Raw genomic sequence first — 19,648 nt, forward strand, 5'->3', positions numbered from 1 at the left:
CTTTATCTTATTTAGGATCAAACGCCAACGTCGAGTCTCTGGCGATCAGCTTCACGTCAAGCTCGTAAAGCCGATCCTCCTCCAGCGTGCCTTCGATCTTCTTGATCAGCAGGCGCGAAATCAGCGCGCCCATTTCATAAATCGGCTGCGCGATCGTCGTCAGCTCGGGCACCGTAATTTCCGTCGTCTGGATGCCGTCGAAGCCGCACAGCGCCACCTGCTTGCCAACTTTGATGCCCATGCGGTTAAGCGCTTTCAATGCGCCGATCGCCATCAGATCGTTGCCGGCAAAAATGCCGTCGATATCAGGGTGACGCCGCATCAGCCGCTCGGTCGCGTTCATCCCGCCGCGAATCCGAAAGTCGCCTTCTTCAAGCAAGGTCGGCGTGTACCAATTAAACCGCTGCACCTCCTCTTCAAAGCCGATCAGCCGCTCCTTTCCGGTGATCAAATGCTGCGGGCCGTAGATGTGGGCGATTTTCCGGCAGCCGATCTCAAGCAGATGCCGAACCGCCATCTCCGCGCCTTCTTTGTTTTTTGATCGGACGACGCTGGAGCTTTGCTCCGACGGGCCGCGGTCCAGGCAAACGTAAGGAATGCCGAGCTTGGTCAGCATTTCCGCATCGCCGGGTCCAAACGTCTGGGAAGCGAAAATAAAGCCGTCGATATATTTCTTCTTGAGCGTTTCGATATATCGTCTTTCCTTATCCCCCTGATCGTCCGAATTGCCCAAAATCACCGTATATCCGTAAGTGGCGGCGACGTCCTCCACCGCTCGGGCCAGATCCGAGAAAAACAGGTTCGAAATATCCGGCAAAATGAGCGCAATCGTCTTCGTCTTCTTTCCGGCCAGCCCCCGCGCCACCTGATTCGGCGCATAATCGAGCTTCTCGATCGCGGCTTTGATCGACCGCTGCGTTTCCGCGTTGACATAACCGCTTTTGTTCAAATAACGCGATACGGTCGAGACGGACACGCCAGCCAATTTGGCCACATCACGAATCGTTGCGATAACAATCCCTCCCGCCGCTAAACATGGTATCGGTACCACAAAAATTTAAATAACATATTACGGAAAATTTATACATATAGAATTAAGATTTGTTATTTGAATGTGGTAACGGTACCACATTTCTTGCTGTAAATATACCATGCCGGCGAAAAAAAAGCAACCCGGCTTGTCGAATCCACAAACAGCAGGTTGTAATCTTCGTTTTTAGCGAGGTGCCATGGTTACTATTAAAGATATCGCGCGGGTCGCCGGCGTCTCGCATACCACCGTATCAAGAGCGCTGAACGGAAACCCGCTGATCAAAAAAGAGACTCGTGAGCGGATTGAAAAAATCGCCGCCGAACTAAACTATATTCCCAATTACAGCGCCAAAAGCCTGGTGATGAAAAGGTCCTATACGATCGGCCTCTTCAGAAAGACAAAATCCCCCAAAATTGTGAACCTCTGAATCCATTTCTTACTGCTTAATACTAAACCTCGCCAAACACTACCAGACCTCTCTTGCTCTAAGATCCGCACAAAACGTCAAACCCGCAATATAAAACGGATACAATCCACACGCAGCGATCATGACCAACCCCATCCCCGGAAGCGGCACCTCTTGGGGATCGGTGATCGGATAGGCGGAGGCAAACCCTTTGATGAATAGCAGGAAATAAGGAATCCACAAGATCGTTGCCAGGTATTTTCGTTTCCCCGGGCTTCGCTGGAACTTCGTCAGAACATAAGCGAGGATGGAGAACAGAACAATGAGCAGGAACACCGCCACAGGTACATAACGATCCATATGGGCGATTCCGGTAACTCTTTCAAGCCGATACACATTCATCAGAAGCTCCACTTGAACAAATAGGGAAAAAGCATACAGCACGCTAACTCCATTCACTTTCCACATCATCTTTGCGTTGAACCTCCCTCACTCACCATTGGGTTCGTTGGGATCATAGGAGCTCGCCAGCAGCCCCTACGACCCCATCTCCTCCTCGATCCGTTTCATAAACTCATCCACAGCGCTGTAGCCGAGCTGCTTCAGGTACCAGTTGTTCGCAGCGGCCTCGATCAGGCCGGCGACATCCCGGCCGGGTTGGAGCTGGATTTCGATGTGCGGGATTTGGACCCCTAAGTATTCCGTACACTGCGGCACCGTCTCCAGTTCGTTGTTGAGGGCATGTTCCTGCCACGGCACCAGCTCGATATCCAAGACAATCCGTGTCTCATCCTGAAAAGCCCGACGTCCATACTGCCGTACCACGTTGATCAGCCCGATGCTGCGTAGAGCCAGGAATTCGCGGGTCGTTTCGTTATGGGTTCCGAGCAGCGTGGTTGGGCTTAATTTTTTTAACACGACAATATCGTCTGCGACCAAACGGTGCCCTCTGCGAATCAGGGTATGCGCTGTTTCGCTCTTGCCGATGCCAGACTTGCCGCGTAGCAGGATGCCGATCCCCGAGACGTTCACGCACACCCCATGGATCGAGATCTCCGGAGCCAGCGCCTTAACCAAATAACTGTCCAGCTTGGCGATAAACTCCGTCGCTGTCTCTTCCGTACGCAGCAACGGAATGCCTTCCTCCTCGCAGTACAGCTCTAAATATGGAATCTCCTGCTGCCCGGACGTCACGATAAAGCACGGAGGGTGATATTTCACGATGTTCCCGATCCGCAGCTTGCGTTCCTCCACGCTTAACGTCAAGAGGTAGTTGATCTCCTTACGGCCCAACACCTGCACCCGATTCATTGGAAAAAAATCGAAATATCCCACGAACTCCAGCCCCGGCCGATGCGTCCGAGGACGAGTAATCTCCCGATCCATCCGTTCCGCCCCTGCGAGCACTTCCAATTTAAACGTGTCCACCAGCTTCTGTACGGTAATCGTCTTCATCTGATTCTCCTCCTTCCGGTTCATTCCGACCGGCCTCCCATCCAGCGTCCCGGATCTTTAAGCGGTTCGTTATCGGAGAACAAATCCGGCTCCTCCTTCAACATTTCCGTAATCACTTCCGCCACGCCGGCCGCATCGCAGACCCGTACCACGGCATCTCCCAATTTCCCCTTGCGCAAGGCACCTCGATGCTCAAGCACTTCTTCCACCTTCCAAAAATGCTCCGACCAAGGCAACCCGCAATGTCTGCGGGAAGGGACCGGAATTTCTGCACCGTCCGGCGTGATTGTGTACAACATTTCGTGATCGTCCGTGAGTCTTCCCGGGATATCCACCCACTCCTCGACCCCATGGATGAAGGTATTCCGTCTCAATTCGACCCCAACGAGCAGAATTGTCGCTTTGCGGTCGAGCAGCTTCCCCCACGAGGATCCTCGGGCACAAGGCGTATCAAACAGATGATCCTCCGCCGTAAACGCCTTAGCGTCCCATCCTAACGCGGCGACCGAATGGGTGGGATGCCACGACCGGATGACGCCGGGTCTCTTGCGGAACAGCTCCGGCAGAATGCCAACGCACACCGGCGAATGCTCCACCTCAAATCGGGGGCGATCCTTATTGATATATGACCAAGTATGCGTGGGGAACACCAGCAGCCCCTGCGACATATACTCTGAAAACGCATCCAAAACTGTATCTGCGCCGCCCTCTACCTCACCTAGGCTTTTCATGGAGGAATGGACTAGCACGGTTCCTGCACTGTCCAACCCTAGGGCCTCCAGTTGGCGGATTAAACTCTCTTTCGTATGCCTCATCCTTGGCCTCTCCCCTCTCGTACAAACCTTGCTGCTTCAGCACACTGCTCCTCCGTCACCGCCTCCAGTGTCACGAAGCTAAGGGGCTTATGCTGCTCCAGCAGCCTCCAAAACAGCGGGTAGTTCAGCTCCCCTAATCCTGCGGCGGTTTCTATCAATTCGCCGTTTGCGCCGCGTCGCAGATCCTTGGCATGGGCGCTGACGATGCACGAGCCCAGCAGATCGAAGGCCGTCTGGATCACTTCGTCCTGGCGGTCGAAGTTAGCGGCATTCATCAAATTGCATGGGTCGAGAACGACGCCCACACAGGAGGAGGGGAAGCGTTCCAGCGTTTGCGCCATCGTCTCTGGCGAGTCGATCAAGTGCCCTTGGGCCGCTTCAAGGCCGATGGTGACGCCCCAGCGTTCGGCTTCATCGACCAGCTCCTCCAATGCGCGGTTGAGGCGCACCCAATACTCCGGCAATCGTTCCGGGTCCGCCGGCTTGCCAACCTCCGTCGCCACGATCGGCGCACCAAAATGCCGCGCATGGCGCAGATGCTCCTTGAACCGGTCCACATTGTGCCGGTAGCTCTCCTCATCCAAGTCGATCAGGCTGGCATAACAGCCCAGCACGGCGATCCGCACACGGTGGTCCGCAAACGCGCCGCCGATCTCAGAAGCCAAGCCCGGGCTTAATTTGCCCAGCGAGCAATCCACGTCCGAAATGGCTTTGGACAACGCCAACTGCACATAAGGAAATTCATAGGCGCCCACCTTCTCCGCCAGCTCCCGAAAAGGCTGCTTCCCCAACAAATGCGCCAAAATCCCTGCCGACACTTGCCTCTCCTCCTTTTTCTCATATCCCATAGGTAAACGATAGAGCACGCTCAACATGACCCTCAAGCCTTCGATGGACTGCTTCTTCGATACAATTGATTGATTTGGTTCGCTAGATAGCTCGGACTATAAGGGGTACCTTCCTCAATCCACCAGGTGACGATCCCCAGCGTCGATGCGGCAATGACCTCTATCGGAACTTGCTTGGAGGGATCTGCCGGCTTCCTGCGCTCCCGCCGCGTCGAAACGATGTTCATCATGATCTCGAACAGTTGATGGCGGAACTCTTTATTTTCGAGCAGCACTTGGAATAACGCCGCGTTCTCGTAAATCTCCTCCAGGAAGGAAACGAGCGGATTGTTGTCCTTCGTCGGGCCGCTCTCGGTGAGCGGGTGAATTCTCCGGGCCAACTCGTCTAACACTTCCTTCGTCAGCTGCTCCAGCAAATCCTCCACATCGCGATAATGCAAGTAAAACGTAGCGCGGTTTAACCCCGCCCGATCGGCCAAGCCTTGCACGGTGACTTTGCGCAGATCGGTGTTCTCTTGCAGCAATGCGATCAACGCCTCCCGGAACATTCGCTTGGTCCGAATGACGCGGGGGTCTACCTTGCGCTCCTTATTGCTCGACATTTCGTTTCTCCTTTGACGATCATCTGCAAATTATTCAACACAGACCCGGTCAACTGTTGATTAGTCTACACTTCGGCGGAATGTGTAAATGGTCTTTTGAATCGTTGCGTGGTAGTATTTTTTATCGACAGAATATCAATTACTTGACTACCCGTCAATGAATTCCCCTTTGTGAAAGGAGCAACACCGTGAACACCGCAACACCAAATGTGAATAAAAAAATCCTGATGCCCGTCCTGCTCTTGGGCTCGTTCTTATCGATCTTGAACCAAACGATCCTGAATGTCGCCTTGCCCGACTTAATGAAGGAATTCGCCATTTCGGCCACGACCGTGCAATGGCTGATTACCGGCTTCATGCTGGTGAACGGGATCCTCGTGCCGATTACAGCTTTTCTGATGCAACGATTCACGACCAGGCAGTTGTTCATTAGCTCCATGCTCTTGCTGCTCGCCGGAACGTTCATTAGCGCCGTCGCTCCCAGCTTTCCGTTTCTATTAACGGGGCGGTTGATTCAAGCCGCAGGGGCGGGCATTATCATGCCGCTGTTGATGATGGTCGTGATGGTGATCTTCCCGAAGGAAGGGCGCGGCGCAGCGATGGGACTCATCGGTCTCGCCATGATCGTAGCCCCGGCGATTGGCCCGACTTTGGCCGGCTTGGTGATCGAGCATTTTTCCTGGCGGTGGATTTTTATCGGGATGCTGCCGCTGGTTACCATCGTCATTCCGTTAGCGATGAAATACATGGTGAATGTCTCGGAGACCTCGAAACCTAAGCTGGACCTTGTCAGCATCATTTACTCGACGTTGGGGTTCGGCGGTCTTCTTTTTGGCTTCAGCAATGCAGGAAATAAAGGCTGGGGGAGTGCCGAAGTGCTGGCGTGTCTGATTGTCGGCGGTATTTTCCTGTTCATGTTCTGCTGGAGGCAGTTTACTTCGTCCACACCGCTGATGGATTTGCGAGTATTTAAGGAAAAGATGTACTCCGTCACCACGATCATCAGCATTATGATTATAATGGTGATGTATGCGGATATGATCCTGTTGCCGATTTACTTGCAGACCAGTCGGAGCTTCTCGGTGCTGGACACCGGCTTGCTGCTGCTGCCAGGGGCTGTAATTAATGCGTTATTGTCGCCGGTTTCCGGACGTTTGCTGGATAAATTCGGGGTCAAGCCGATTGCGATTATCGGGCTGTTGTTTACGATTCCGGCGATTTGGGGCGTTACGCATTTAACGGAAACAACGTCGTATACGTACCTGGTATTCCGTACGATTGTACTGCGCATCGGCTTGAGCTTCTTAACGATGCCGCTGAATACCGCGGGACTCAACGCTCTGCCGAAGCAGTTAAATGCCCACGGTTCGGCCGTAACGAATACGGTCCGTCAGGTCGCCGGTGCGATCGGAACAGCCTTGGTGGTCACCATTTATACCACGCGAACCAAAAGTCATGCCGCCGAGCTGATGCATTCCGGTCAAACCTTGTCTAAGGCACAGCTGAAAGAGATGTCGACCATTCTAGGAACCAACGACGCTTATCTTTGCATGGGAATCCTGAGCATCGTGATCCTGGCGGTGACGATCTTCATGCCAAATCGCCGAGGCGAAGCAAAGCTGAAGGGAACCCGAGGAATGCCAGAAACTGCACAACCGTCCGTAGAAGAAGTTTAAGGCGACCTAAGGTCGCCTTTTTTTAGGTTGATTCAGGATCCGGACGAAATAAATTGAATGACACCAATAAGGACCAGCGCTAACCAGACCGAACCAATGATCACGAGAATATTTTTGATGACCTTCCACCGTTTATCTTGAGAATAAAGGCGTTTCTCCAGCTCGTTTAGCCGTTGCTCAATTTCCAGTTCCGCTTTATTAGAATGCTCACCCATGACCCCCACCTCCCTTTGCTATATCATATCAGCCCTCCATAATATACACAATTTGTAAAATCCAGACCTGCGTTTCTGGTCGAAAATCCTCATGACAAGTCCTTCCAGATCCATTAAAATATTTAAGGAAAATTTTAAACGATTTTGTCGGCACATGAATTCACCCGACATGTCAGGGAGTACCCCAAATTCGAAGGAGGAGTGAACTTGATCAAATCCCGCAGTCCTAAATTTATCCTTGCATCCTTGCTTGCGGCCAGCCTGGCAGCCCTGCCATTCACGGCGTCTGCAGCAGACACGAGCAATGCAGCAACCGTAGAACTCCGCATTATGGAGACGACCGACCTCCATGTGAACATCGTGAACTACGACTATTTTGCGGATAAGCCTACCGATGAGTACGGCTTGGCCAAGACCGCCACGCTGATCAAGCAAGCGCGTGCGGAAGCGAAGAACAGCTTGCTGATCGACAACGGTGACCTGATTCAAGGGAATCCGCTGGGCGACTATGTCGCGACGGTAGACAAGCTGCAAGAGGGCGAGACCCATCCGGTTTACAAAGCGATGAATTTGCTTGGTTATGATGTCGGCAACTTCGGCAACCACGAGTTCAACTACGGTCTGGATTTCCTGAAGACGGCGGTAGCAGGCTCGGATTTTCCTTACGTCAACGCCAACATTTACTTAGATGATCAAGATCAAGACCCTTCGAACGACAAAAACGCCTTCACTCCATACATCATCCTCGACAAAGAGGTGACCGACAGCACCGGAGCGAAGCACACGCTGAAGGTTGGCGTGATCGGCTTCGTGCCTCCGCAAATTTTGTCTTGGGACAAGGCGAATCTTGAAGGGAAAGTTATCACGAAGGATATCGTAGAAACTGCAAAGAAATTCGTTCCTGAGATGAAAAAAGCAGGCGCAGACCTCATCATCGCGGTACCGCACTCCGGCTTCGAGGACATTCCGCAAACCCCGCTGATGGAGAACTCCGTCCTCTACCTGAGCAAGGTGGAAGGCATCGACGCGATCCTGTTCGGTCACGCGCATAAGGTGTTCCCGGACGCTTCCTTCGAAGGCAAAACCGGCGTCGACCTGGCCAAAGGGACGATCAACGGTGTTCCTGCCGTAGAACCGGGATATTGGGGCAACAACTTGGGAATCATCGACCTGACGCTGGAGAAATCCGGTGATACTTGGACGGTGAAGAATTCCAAAGTCGCTGTGAAGCCGATTTACGATACGGAGAATAAGAAGCCGCTGGTAGATGCCGACCCAACGATCTGGGACGCGATTAAAGAGGACCACGAGGCTACCCTGGAATACATCCGCGGCCCGGTGGGCAAGACAACGGCTCCAATTAACAGCTGGTTCGCCCTGATTCAGGACGATCCTTCCATCCAAATCGTGACCAACGCGCAAAAATGGTACGTCGAGAAGCATCTGCAAGGCACGGAATACGAAGGATTGCCCATACTGTCGGCAGGCGCTCCATTTAAAGCCGGCGGACGTCAAGGCGCGAACTACTATACGGATATTCCTGCCGGGGATATCGCGATTAAGAACGTAGCCGACCTGTACCTGTACTCCAACACAGTAAACGCTGTGCTGGTAACCGGCGCCGAGCTTAAGGAATGGCTCGAATGGTCCGCCGGACAGTTCAACCAAATCGATCCGAACAAAACGGAAGAGCAAGAATTGGTGAACTACGATTTCCCTACGTATAACTATGATGTGATCGACGGCGTAACGTATCAAATCGACGTGACGCAACCGGCGAAATACGATGCGAAAGGCAACTTGGTCAATGAAAAAGCCAGCCGGATCGTGAATCTGTCCTATAACGGCAAGCCGATTGATCCTGAGCAAAAATTCGTTGTCGCCAGCAACAACTATCGCGCGTCGTCCAGCAAATTTGCGAACCCGGACGGCAAGCGCATCATCCTGGCTTCGCCGGATGAGAACCGCCAAGTCATCATCGACTACATCCGTGAGAACGGCACGATCAACCCGACGGCAGACGGCAACTGGTCGCTCGCTCCGTTCGGTAACGCCAACGTGACGTTCGAAACTTCGCCAGCCGCTAAGGAAGCCGCTGCGAAGGCCGGCAACCTGGAGTATGTAACTAATACGGAAGACGGCTATGCCAAGTTCAAGCTGAGCTCGGCAGCGGAGTCGGTGAACCCGACTCCGGAACCAACGCCAACGCCAGAACCGACACCGGAACCTGCACCTGCACCAACACCGGCCCCTACGCCGAAGCCTGAACCTGCTCCTGCAACTGAGAAGGACATCGTCCACATCGTGAAGAAGGGTGACACGTTGTACCACATTGCACTGGAGCACGGCACGACGTGGCAAGCACTGGCCAAGTACAACAAACTGAAGAATCCGCACTTGATCCGGATTGGACAGAAGATTTTGATTCCGGTGAAGAAATAAGAACAGCGGTTTAAACCCAAAAGCCAAAGCCGCCTCCTGTAGGTCGTCATCCGACCCGCCGAGAGGCGGCTTTTCTTGATAGGTGTGCACACCTACAATTTCACCGTCTTGTTCAGCTCCGCTTCCGTTTCCTTGCCCGTCAGCTGGGAGAACATGCGCTTGATCACTTTGACGAGATTGCCGGTTTCCCAATATTCCGCCGCTTCGGCCTTCACTTTGATCAGGACTAGATTCGGATCGTCGCTGGTCGTATGCAGGAACTTGGCATAGGCGGCGTTCCAAAACTGCTTAATCTTCTCCCGGTCGTTGACCACCTCCGCCGTCCCGCGTACCGATACGTAGGAATCCCCAACGTACGACACGTTCACATGAGGATGATCCTTCAGCTGGCTGTATTTATCCGTCTCCTCTTTGGTGAGGAACCACAGATCCCCGTCAAATTCGACTTCCTGGGTTTTCATCGGACGCGCCACCAGCCCTTCCTTCGTCACCGTGGTCAGCATCGCGATGTCGATGCCCTTGATCAATTTCCGCACCGTCTCCACCGCTTCTTGGTGCGCCGTCTGGTTATTTGTCACTGTCATGTCTGTTCACTCCGTTTAGGTTATTTTTTCTTACCTGTTGTTAGATTGAACAGAACTTCTAAAAATAACCGCTAATCACGCTCCCGAGCTAACGGACCTCATTGGCGCTATTTATCCATTTCCCGAGAATTTCCCGTTGTAACGGACTCCAAGTACCTTATTGGGCTCTTTTTCTCATCATTCGAGTTCATCTTTGGCTAATAACGCCCCGTGAGTCCGTTAGAGCTGCGAACATCCCCTGCAAGGACATTTAACGTCTCTGGAGTCCGTTAGCTCAGTTGCCCATCCCAAAAAATCCCCCTGACAACACCTCTGTCCGGATTACATACACGAATAACATTTTTACTCTTGCGTTCCGCCCGTCAATCCCCGTACGAACGCCTCGAAGTTCGGCGCGAGAGGAGTGGCCTTCTTGCTGGCCTTCTCAACGTAAACCACCTCCGGCTCGCCAACGTTGGTGGATTCCCGATAATCAAGCATCACGACCCCGGTGTCAGACGGCGTATCGCAGAGGACCACACCGAATTCGGGATATCCTTCCCGCTCGATCGTGGCACGGCTTCCGGCTGCCCCGCACAGGGAGTGCGGTTTTTCCCGTCCGATGCCCATGATTCCCAGAATCTCGATGGTCTCGCCGGTTTGAGTCCGGAAGTATCGGTTCCGAGGGATTCCACCATTATGCACTTTCATCAGGTTCACATAAAAAGCCGGCAACCGGAAAACAAGTGACTCCTCCACAGACTCGACCAGCGCATCTGTAGGTGGCGCCGAGACGTACTTCTCTGCCGCAGGATTGTCATCGTCCCAGAAGCCCTCCGCGTCAAAATCCCCTTCGAAAACGACCGGTTCCGCCGCGATTTGCTCGCCCTCCGAACCCTTAGCTTCCGCCGCTTCAGACCCAGACGACTCCGATGTTGCTTCCTCGTCCCCAGCCTCGCCTGCAGCTGTCTTCTCTTCGATCCAACTCAAGAACTCCAACGTATCCTCGTCTCCCGGCTCCAACCGATCTGCCGTCTCAAACGCGATCCGCGCTTCGTCATACCGATCCAAATAGTAATACGCCAAGCCGATCCGATAATGCCACAACGGGTCATCCTGACCCTCATCAGCAATCTTCAGGAATTGCTCAACCGCCTCTTCGTACCGTTCCAGATTATTCAGCGCACGCCCCAAATGGCTGATCAGCTGATAATCTCTTTCTTCCTCCGGCACGTCCATGACCGCTTGAACGATCTTTTCGTATTCATCCTCTTCATGCCACGTTTGCAGCTGTTCCAATAGCTCTTCTCTCATTGATTGGCCTCCCAAGCGCATTGTCCATAAGAAAATTATACCATTCCCGGGACATGCATCACCAGCGAAGCCCATCGGAGTTGAAATGTTGCCCGTCTTAACTTTCTGCTAACCAATTCTCCGCCTCGGCTTGGCTGGCAAACACCCGAAGAGTATTCCCCCGATGGGACTCTGCGAGCAGGTCCTTCATCCGGCCTTTAATGAGGCTCCCGTCGGCAACCACAAGGGCAGTCCGAAGCGAGAAGTTCACAAATTTCTGCAGAATCTCTCCGGCCAATCCCGTTCTCAAGTTGAAAAAATCCTCGGACAACGCCTCAGCATAAACAATGAGCCGTCCGGCGTTGTGCTCGATGCACGCTTCGATGAGGCGAATCGCGTCCTGCCCGGTGGTGATCGGCGGTTCGGCGGACGTGACGACCACGATGGTTTGGTTATTTTTCTCCACAACTTGATAGTTCACAGGTTTCTCCCCTTTCTTATTCGAACGAATCCCCAAATCCTCGCGAAGTTGGCGGATCCAGTCCAGCTCGCTCCGGTATTGCTCCAGAACCCGTCCATGAATTTGATCCCAGAGATAGGCTTCCCGAGGGGTGCGACGCGGGGAAAACTCACCCCGGCGCAGCTTCTCCCCCTCTGCGGCGAGCAGCAGATAAATTTCGTGCTCATACCCCGTAAGGAGGGCGTTCAGTTCGTCTTCACCCAACGAATCCGCCCAGGCGAGGCGCACGAGGAAGGTATTTTTGAACTCCGGCAGCTCTGGCGGGGACAGTACCCAGGCCTTCAGTTCTTCCCGCCCGGCATCCGTGATCGTGTAGATCTTCTTCGATGGGGCGCTGTCTTGATGCTGGACCTCGTTCGTCACCCAGCCCTCCTCCAGCAGCTCAACTAACGCCTTGTAAATTTGATTGTTATTGCCCGACCAAGGCATAAACGGTGAATCCTGAATGATCTTCTTCAAATCGTAACCGGTCAGAGACCGGGCGCTCAGCATCCCCAAAATCGCGTAATTGATCGACATGTTGCTCACCTCTGTTTTGTTTAACGTATGTTAATAGTAACATATGTTTTCTAAAACGCAATAGTCTAGGGTAAGGCGTAGGGGGAGAAGAAACTGGGTGAGCTAAGAAGACGAAGGGTGCTCCGGTGGCTAGTAGAACTAATTGGTGCGGATGAGCTAAGGGACAGGAGAGCCGCTATTGGAGCAAAATAGGTTGGCTCCTAATACTTAACGGACTCCACAGACCTTATTCAGGTTGGTTTGGCCAAATTCTTGCCTGTACCCGACTCATAAAGGCACTCCGGTCCGTTAAAACGGGAAATCGCCGGGAAATTGAGCAATAAGGACATTACGGTCCGTAGCTGAAACGTCGGCTCGATGTCGTAGCCCCGCCATACATTTCTGGATGGGGGACTCCATTTTTGCTATACTAAGACTATGAAAACCACGATAACTACACCTAATCCGGAACCAAAGCTTACGAAAAAAGGGAGAGAAACGCGCAGCCGCATCATCGCTGCCGCTGCTAAACTGATGTTCGAACGCGGGGTCGCGGGGACGAGCGTGGAGGATGTGCAGAAGGAGGCGAAGGTCAGCTCTTCGCAGCTTTATCATTATTTTAAGGAGAAGCGGGATCTGGTGCTGGCCGTCATCCTATACCAGACCGAGCAGGTGTTAGGTGCACAAGAACCCTTGCTCAGCCATCTGGACAGCATGGAAGCCCTGCAGGCCTGGCGTGACGCCGTGATCCAATCGCAGATTGACCGGAAGTTTCAGGGCGGATGCCCCATCGGTTCATTGGCCAGCGAGCTGGCCGATATGGAACCAGCGGCCCGGTCTGCGCTGGCTTCCTGCTTCCTGCAATGGGAGCAGGCGATTAGCCAAGGGCTTCGTGCGATGCGGGATCGCGGTGAAATGCGCGCTGACGCCGATCCGGACCGGCTGGCACTGGCGCTGCTGACGGCGCTGCAAGGCGGACTGCTCATGACGCAGGTTCGCAAAGATATCTGCGCACTAGAGGCCGTGCTCGATGCGATGCTGGAGCATATCCGCTCCCATCTGGTCTAGAAACCACCCAGAAATGAAAATACGATATGAGGTACTCAGAAGGAGGGAAATTCGCCGTTTTCATCCCCCCGCAACCGGCGGAAAGCGCTTGGTTGCGGGGTTTTTGCGTTTTCGGGCCGGGGCTCGCCAACAAAATAAAAAAATGGAGTTGACAATCCAAAAAAAATCTAAACCCGCTGGGGGAAACCGTGAACCTCTTCGACAAGCTGTCCCAAGGTCCGGTTGTGCTGACCTTTCAGAACATCTTCCTGAATCAGTTCAATCTGAATCTGGCGGAATATAACGCCACCAACCTTTGGATTCTGCCGATTCCGTCTACGTTTATGATCGACGAGTCCTGCATCATCCGCTCTGCCTATGTCGAACCGTACTTCATGAAACGCCCCGATCCGGAGGATATCCTGGAGCGGTTGAGACAGTTGTAATCATCGCCTTAGGATCGACGTTGCGACGCATGTTCCGGTTGGTCCTGGTGCCCCTCCCTCGCCATGTCAGACGAAGGGCGTTCAGAATCACCAAAATCACGCTGAACTCATGAATAAACATCCCCGAGGCTAAATAAATATGCCTCGTTAATACCCCCGCCAGCAACAGAACCACGACCGCGATGGCAAACGATACGTTTTGCTTCATATTGCGGACCGTACGCTTCGCCAGCTGGCGGGCATATACGAGCTTATCCAGCCGGTCAGCCATAATGACCGCATCCGCAGTCTCTATCGCAATGTCCGTCCCCGCACCTCCCATCGCCAGCCCGATGTCCGCGGCGGCTATAGCCGGCGCGTCGTTGATGCCGTCTCCAAGCATCGTCACACGTCTGCCCTGCCGTTGCCATTCCTGGATCAACGCCACCTTATCTGCCGGAAGAAGCCCGGCGTGCACCTGGTCAATCCCAAGCCGGTCCGCAACCTGCTGAGCGGCATGCCGATTGTCGCCGGTCAGCATCACCACTCGCTTCACGCCTTTCCGCTTAAGCCCTTGGATCGCTTCCTGCGCTTCGGCTCGAACCGGGTCTGCGATGGCGATAACGCCAATCAACATTCCATCAGCAGCGGCGAACACAACCGTATACCCTCGCTTCTCTTGACGTTCTGCCTCGCCCCACACATCCTTGCTTATGGCAACGCCTTGCTGCTCCAACCATTCCCGCTTCCCGACCCGAACCGTCCGTCCGCGAACCTCACCACGAATCCCGCATCCTTTATGCACTTCCACCTGCTTCGGCCGACCCGCCGGCTCTACATTCCGAGCCTTCGCTGCGTTCACAATCGCTTGTCCAAGCTGATGCTCCGATGCCGCTTCCAATGCAGCCGTCAGCTCCAACAGCTCGCGTTCCTGCACGCCGCCATAGGTGTGTACCGAAACCACGGTTGGTCTCCCCTCCGTTAAAGTCCCGGTTTTGTCGAACACAACCACCTCCGCCCGGGCGAGGTTTTCCAGGACTTCCCCGCCTTTGATCAACAAGCCGTTTGCGGCGCCGTTTCCCAATCCGGCAACCATTGACACCGGTACGGAAATCACCAGAGCCCCCGGACAAGCGATCACCAGAAACGTCAGGGCAAGCTCGGGATTCCGAGAGACGATGAACACCAGAACCGCCAACAGCAACATGCCCGGCGTATAATACGAAGCGAATTTGTCCAAAAACTTTTGCGTCTTCGCCTTGGACTCCTGGGCTTCTTCCACCAGCTCGATGATTTTGGCAAAGGTGGTGTCCTCCCCAACCTGCTCGGCGATGACTTCAAGGTAGCCCGTATCCACGGTTGTTCCGCTAAACACGCGGTCGTGGACCTGCTTGGCAACGGGCACCGGTTCGCCGGTAATCGCCGCCTCGTTAACGAGGGCTTGGCCGGAAGCGACCTGGCCGTCGACCGCGATCTTGCTGCCGGACGACAGAAGCACCCGGTCCCCGCGCACCACTTCGGACGCGAGCACCTTGACCTGAACGCCGTCCCGCAGGACGATGGCTTCCGCCGGGGCCATATCGATCAGGGCTTTCAAGGCGGAGCGCGTCTTGCTCAGCGTGATGGCCTCGAGGTATGCCCCGAGCCGGAATAAGAAGGCCACCGCAGCCGCCTCGACGTATTCGCCGAGGATGATCGCACCAATCATCGCGATCGTCACCAATAGCTCGATGCTGAAGACGCGTATGAGAAGCGAACGAACAGCTCTCACTGCGATCGACCAACCGGATATCGCCGAGGCCAGCAGCAGCGCGGCGCTTCGGGCCACCTCCCATCCCAGGAGGTGGAACAACCCGGCCAGGGCCAGCAGAAGCCCCGACGCCAACAATGCCGCCACTTTACGAGGCTTGGCCATCGCCACGCCCTCCTCCCGCCAGCACTGGATACCCAAGCTTGGCCAGCATGCTCTGAAGCAGCTCCTCCTGCACCAGGTTCTCATCGAACCGGGCCTTTACCTGGCTGGAGTGGAACAACACTTTGACTTCCTGTACCCCCGGCTGTTTCGACAGCGCGCTTTCGATTTTCTTGATGCAGCTTGGGCAGGTTAACTCTTCTACTTTCCATTTGACGGTAATCATTGGACATATCCCCTTTCGGTTATCGATGGCTTCATCGTAACTCGGGAACCAGGGGCATTCCTTGATTCGCGTCAATTTGAGGACGACCTAGAGACCAGAAGACCCCGCGCCAGCCGACCAGCCGCGACGGATTGATCCGGGATGCTAGACCTCGCGATCATTGATCGGGATGCCATCACTCGCAACGGATTTTTTCGAGATGCCTCCTATTGCGACGGATGGATTGGGATTCCGCCTCTCAAGTAAGTGTAACGCTTGTGACAAACGCTATTTGCGCCAAAATAGGCTGTTTCCAAATGTAACGCTTGCCTAGCACTCTATTGGGTCCATTTTCCGTGTTCCGCGGCGTATTTTCCGTCCATAAGCACGCTGACAAGCGTTAGAACGCCAGCCCCCCTGTTTTTCGCCAAATAAGCTTCGTGGTAAGCGTTAGCGTAAACAAGTTCCTCCCTTACCAAAAAAATATTTAAAATTAGCTATTGCCCTCCGAATCAGTTCCTGCTAATATTAAGGAGCATGATTTTTGGAAAGGTTGTATTCAATATATCGCGAGTCTTTCCAAGCAGATAATTTTTGACCACTTCTCTCTGGGAAGTTAAGGCCATACGGACAGCCGGGTCAAATGCCGATTGGCAACTTAGTTGCCTTATTGATTGAGTTAAAAGCTCAAATTTTATAAGTTGGTTACTTTACAACCAGTGCATAATGCACATCAACTTGTGAAACGGTCAATAAGAGTGGTAAAGGCGAATTATTTGCTAAATAGACTCTGATCAAACATGATATATTGAATATTAAGAATTCCAGTGCGTGCGTTCGTACGAAGCCATTTCGTGCGGCGATGAAGACGGGCGTTCGTTCGTTGTGATGGAGCTTTTCTTAATATTGACTATATCAGAAGCAAGTGATGCGCGGGTTATGCGTTCAATCACTTGCTTTTTTTACGTTTCACAGCACTTGTCAAATTTTAAAGAAGGTAGGAGATGGACAAATGGGAAAAGCATTAATCATCGGCTGCGGCGGCGTGGCTTCCGTAGCGATCCACAAATGCGTGCAAAACAGCGAGGTATTTGAAGAAATCTGCATCGCCAGCCGCACCAAGTCGAAATGCGATGCGCTGAAAGCGAAGCTGGACGGCGGCAAAACGAAAATCACGACAGCTCAAGTGGACGCTAACAACGTCGAAGAGCTGATCGCGCTGATCAACGAAGTTAAACCGGACATCGTGATGAACCTGGCTCTGCCGTATCAAGATTTGACGATCATGGAAGCCTGCTTGGCGACCAAGACGCACTATCTGGATACCGCCAACTATGAGCCGGAAGATACCGCGAAATTTGAATACAAATGGCAATGGGAATACCGCGAACGCTTTGAGAAAGCCGGCATCACCGCACTGCTGGGCAGCGGCTTTGACCCTGGTGTAACCGGTGTATTTTCCGCTTATGCTCTGAAACATCATTTTGACGAAATCGAGTACATCGACATCCTCGACTGCAACGCCGGCGACCACGGCTATCCGTTTGCGACGAACTTCAACCCGGAGATTAACATCCGTGAAGTGTCCGCGAAGGGCAGCTACTGGGAGAACGGCCAATGGGTCGAAACTGAGCCGATGGAAATCAAACGCGTCTACAACTTCCCGGAAATCGGGGAGAAAGATATGTACCTGCTGCACCATGAGGAAATCGAGTCCTTGGCCCTCAACATTCCGGGCATCAAACGGATCCGCTTCTTCATGACGTTTGGTCAAAGCTACCTGACCCACCTGAAATGCCTCGAAAACGTCGGCATGACTTCCATCGAGCCGATCGAATTCGAAGGCAAGCAAATTGTGCCGCTGCAGTTCCTGAAAGCCGTCCTGCCGGATCCATCTTCGCTGGGACCGCGCACGAAGGGCAAAACGAACATCGGCTGCATTTTCAAAGGGAAAAAAGACGGCAAAGATAAAATGTACTACCTGTACAATGTCTGCGACCACGAAGAATGCTACAAAGAAGTTGGCTCCCAAGCCGTAGCTTACACGACGGGCGTTCCGGCCATGATCGGCGCAATGATGATCATCAACGGCACTTGGAACAAACCGGGCGTTTACAACATCGAAGAGTTCGATCCAGATCCATTCATGGATGCGCTGAACAAGTGGGGCCTGCCTTGGAAAGAAAGCTTCAATCCGGTACCGGTTGATGCCTATCCGGATGAGGAAGTGGCCGAAGAGCGTAAAGAAACGGAGTACGTTAGATAATATGCGCTTCGAGGAACTGCCAACACCTTGTTACGTGGTCGATGAGAAACTTTTGGAGCAAAACCTGAAGATCCTGGCCGGGATTATGGAGCGGACGGGGGCCAAAATTATTTTGGCGCAAAAAGCATTTTCGATGTACACGACCTACCCGCTGATCGGCAAATATTTGAGCGGCACGGCGGCCAGCGGCTTGTATGAAGCTCGGCTTGGCCACGAGGCGATGGGCAAGGAGAATCACGTCTTTGCCCCGGCCTACCGAGAGGATCAAATCGACGAAATCATCGAGCTGTGCGATCATGTGATCTTCAACTCGTTCTCCCAAGTGGAGAAATATCGCGATCGGGTGCTGGCGGCTGGCAAAAAAGTCGGTCTGCGCATCAATCCGGAATGTTCAACCCAAGTGGGCCACGATATCTATAACCCTTGCGCGTATGGCTCGCGGTTTGGCGTGACGATTGAGCATTTCCGTCCGGAGCTGTTGGATGGCATTTCTGGCTTTCATTTTCATACCTTGTGCCAGCAGAATTCGGACGATTTGGCCACGACGCTGGATGCGGTGGAAGAGAAGTTTGGTCCATGGCTGTCGCAAATGGAATGGATCAATTTCGGCGGCGGCCATCATATCACGCGCGAGGACTACGATATTCCGCTGCTGGAAGCGTGCATTCGGCGGATGCAGGACAAATACGGCTTAGAAGTGTATCTGGAACCGGGCGAAGCGGTGGCGCTGAACGCCGGTTACCTGATCACAACAGTGCTGGATACGATGAAAAACGGCCTGGATATCGCCATCGTTGATGCCTCGGCCTCCTGCCATATGCCAGACGTGCTCGAGATGCCGTACCGTCCGCCGCTGTTTGGATCGGGCGAACCTGGCGAGAAGCCGTACACGTACCGGCTGGGCGGACCAACCTGCCTATCCGGGGACAATATCGGCGACTACTCGTTTGATGAGCCGCTGAAGCCCGGCGACCGTCTGGTGTTCGGCGACATGGCCATCTATTCGATGGTGAAGAACACCACCTTCAACGGCATGCCGTTGCCGGCACTCGTGTTGCAGCACAAGGACGGCGACTGCGAAATTTTGCATGAGTTTGGTTATGAAGATTTCAAAATGCGGTTGGCGTAAGGCGCCTCGATCGCTTAATCGGGGACTGCCCGGTCAGTGGACTGACGGGTGGTCTCTTTTTTTGTCCAAAACCATAATCCTGCACACCATTTCCATAGAAATACACCTTTATTTGGAAACGAATCCTCCTTACGATGGAAGTGCAGTACTTATACCGATCCTTGGGAAGAGGGGGAATGCGCCTTTTTGTGATATCGCTTACATTGGTATATTGAACAGAATTCGTAAACCGTGCCGCGGGGCTCACCACGACAACTCTGCCAGATGTAAGAAAGGGAGAAATCTTGAATCTGAAAGG

General features: G+C 53.4%; 18 protein-coding genes and 1 pseudogene. 7 read left to right on the forward strand and 12 right to left on the reverse strand.

The window, feature by feature from the left end:
• Positions 1–7 precede the first annotated feature (7 nt).
• Positions 8–994, reverse strand: a complete 987-nt coding sequence (locus M3G15_RS06390) for a LacI family DNA-binding transcriptional regulator (protein WP_009223456.1) — start codon at positions 992–994, stop codon at positions 8–10.
• A gap of 235 nt (positions 995–1,229) precedes the next feature.
• Between M3G15_RS06390 and M3G15_RS06395 the strand changes: the two are divergent.
• Positions 1,230–1,424: pseudogene (locus M3G15_RS06395) on the forward strand (LacI family DNA-binding transcriptional regulator); the annotation flags it as partial.
• A 75-nt stretch (positions 1,425–1,499) separates the two neighbouring features.
• Here M3G15_RS06395 and M3G15_RS06400 read toward each other — a convergent pair.
• The 5 genes from M3G15_RS06400 to M3G15_RS06420 form a co-directional block, all read right to left on the reverse strand.
• Positions 1,500–1,910 carry a hypothetical protein gene (locus tag M3G15_RS06400; protein ID WP_009223454.1) on the reverse strand — a complete coding sequence of 137 codons (411 nt, stop codon included), beginning with the start codon at positions 1,908–1,910 and terminating at the stop codon, positions 1,500–1,502.
• A 66-nt stretch (positions 1,911–1,976) separates the two neighbouring features.
• Positions 1,977–2,894, reverse strand: coding sequence for an HPr(Ser) kinase/phosphatase (gene hprK, locus M3G15_RS06405; RefSeq protein ID WP_260070448.1), 918 nt, complete (start codon positions 2,892–2,894; stop codon positions 1,977–1,979).
• 20 nt (positions 2,895–2,914) lie between these two features.
• Complete coding sequence (locus tag M3G15_RS06410) at positions 2,915–3,709, reverse strand: AAC(3) family N-acetyltransferase (RefSeq protein ID WP_260070408.1); 795 nt, start codon at positions 3,707–3,709, stop codon at positions 2,915–2,917.
• The gene (locus tag M3G15_RS06415; protein ID WP_260070409.1) at positions 3,706–4,527 is read right to left on the reverse strand and encodes a sugar phosphate isomerase/epimerase family protein; all 822 of its coding nucleotides are present in this window, start codon (positions 4,525–4,527) and stop codon (positions 3,706–3,708) included. Before M3G15_RS06415 ends, M3G15_RS06410 begins: the two co-directional genes overlap by 4 nt.
• Positions 4,528–4,589: 62 nt before the next feature.
• Positions 4,590–5,159 carry a TetR/AcrR family transcriptional regulator gene (locus M3G15_RS06420; RefSeq protein WP_009223450.1) on the reverse strand — a complete coding sequence of 190 codons (570 nt, stop codon included), beginning with the start codon at positions 5,157–5,159 and terminating at the stop codon, positions 4,590–4,592.
• Positions 5,160–5,386: 227 nt separating this feature from the next.
• Between M3G15_RS06420 and M3G15_RS06425 the strand changes: the two genes are divergently transcribed.
• Entirely contained in the window at positions 5,387–6,835 is a 1,449-nt protein-coding gene (locus M3G15_RS06425; RefSeq protein WP_260070449.1) for an MDR family MFS transporter, read from the forward strand.
• A gap of 32 nt (positions 6,836–6,867) precedes the next feature.
• On the opposite strand, the gene M3G15_RS06430 is transcribed toward M3G15_RS06425, so the two are convergent.
• On the reverse strand, positions 6,868–7,050 hold the full coding sequence (locus M3G15_RS06430) for a hypothetical protein (protein WP_260070410.1): 183 nt from the start codon (positions 7,048–7,050) through the stop codon (positions 6,868–6,870).
• A 207-nt stretch (positions 7,051–7,257) separates the two neighbouring features.
• On the opposite strand from M3G15_RS06430, the gene M3G15_RS06435 reads away from it, so the two are divergent.
• Positions 7,258–9,492, forward strand: coding sequence for a bifunctional 2',3'-cyclic-nucleotide 2'-phosphodiesterase/3'-nucleotidase (locus M3G15_RS06435; protein ID WP_260070411.1), 2,235 nt, complete (start codon positions 7,258–7,260; stop codon positions 9,490–9,492).
• A 92-nt stretch (positions 9,493–9,584) separates the two neighbouring features.
• Here the strand turns inward: M3G15_RS06435 and M3G15_RS06440 are convergent, their stop codons facing one another.
• From M3G15_RS06440 to M3G15_RS06450, 3 genes are all read right to left on the reverse strand, one after another.
• Positions 9,585–10,076 carry a pyridoxamine 5'-phosphate oxidase family protein gene (locus M3G15_RS06440; protein WP_009223445.1) on the reverse strand — a complete coding sequence of 164 codons (492 nt, stop codon included), beginning with the start codon at positions 10,074–10,076 and terminating at the stop codon, positions 9,585–9,587.
• A gap of 342 nt (positions 10,077–10,418) precedes the next feature.
• Positions 10,419–11,369: an SMI1/KNR4 family protein gene (locus M3G15_RS06445; RefSeq protein ID WP_260070412.1), complete on the reverse strand. Its 951-nt coding sequence runs from the start codon at positions 11,367–11,369 to the stop codon at positions 10,419–10,421.
• Between the two features lie 97 nt (positions 11,370–11,466).
• A complete protein-coding gene (locus tag M3G15_RS06450) occupies positions 11,467–12,387 on the reverse strand; it encodes a PadR family transcriptional regulator (RefSeq protein ID WP_260070413.1) in 921 nt (306 codons plus the stop codon).
• A gap of 417 nt (positions 12,388–12,804) precedes the next feature.
• Here M3G15_RS06450 and M3G15_RS06455 point away from each other — a divergent pair, with 417 nt between their 5' ends.
• Both M3G15_RS06455 and M3G15_RS06460 read left to right on the forward strand, forming a co-directional pair.
• Positions 12,805–13,434 (forward strand): TetR/AcrR family transcriptional regulator, encoded by a 630-nt coding sequence (locus M3G15_RS06455; RefSeq protein WP_050769687.1) that lies wholly within the window; start codon positions 12,805–12,807, stop codon positions 13,432–13,434.
• A gap of 188 nt (positions 13,435–13,622) precedes the next feature.
• Entirely contained in the window at positions 13,623–13,859 is a 237-nt protein-coding gene (locus M3G15_RS06460; protein WP_260070414.1) for a hypothetical protein, read from the forward strand.
• Here the strand turns inward: M3G15_RS06460 and M3G15_RS06465 are convergent.
• Complete coding sequence (locus tag M3G15_RS06465; RefSeq protein ID WP_260070415.1) at positions 13,807–15,753, reverse strand: heavy metal translocating P-type ATPase; 1,947 nt, start codon at positions 15,751–15,753, stop codon at positions 13,807–13,809. The genes M3G15_RS06460 and M3G15_RS06465 overlap by 53 nt on opposite strands.
• Positions 15,737–15,976 carry a heavy-metal-associated domain-containing protein gene (locus M3G15_RS06470; RefSeq protein WP_260070416.1) on the reverse strand — a complete coding sequence of 80 codons (240 nt, stop codon included), beginning with the start codon at positions 15,974–15,976 and terminating at the stop codon, positions 15,737–15,739. The genes M3G15_RS06465 and M3G15_RS06470 overlap by 17 nt, the downstream gene beginning before the upstream one ends.
• A 991-nt stretch (positions 15,977–16,967) precedes the next feature.
• Between M3G15_RS06470 and M3G15_RS06475 the strand changes: the two genes are divergently transcribed.
• Positions 16,968–18,221, forward strand: coding sequence for a saccharopine dehydrogenase family protein (locus tag M3G15_RS06475; RefSeq protein ID WP_260070417.1), 1,254 nt, complete (start codon positions 16,968–16,970; stop codon positions 18,219–18,221).
• A 1-nt stretch (position 18,222) separates the two neighbouring features.
• Positions 18,223–19,350, forward strand: coding sequence for a carboxynorspermidine decarboxylase (gene nspC, locus M3G15_RS06480; protein WP_260070418.1), 1,128 nt, complete (start codon positions 18,223–18,225; stop codon positions 19,348–19,350).
• The last annotated feature ends 298 nt before the right edge of the window (positions 19,351–19,648 follow it).

The organism is Paenibacillus sp. p3-SID1389, from assembly GCF_025151705.1.
Classification (GTDB): domain Bacteria; phylum Bacillota; class Bacilli; order Paenibacillales; family Paenibacillaceae; genus Fontibacillus; species Fontibacillus phoenicis.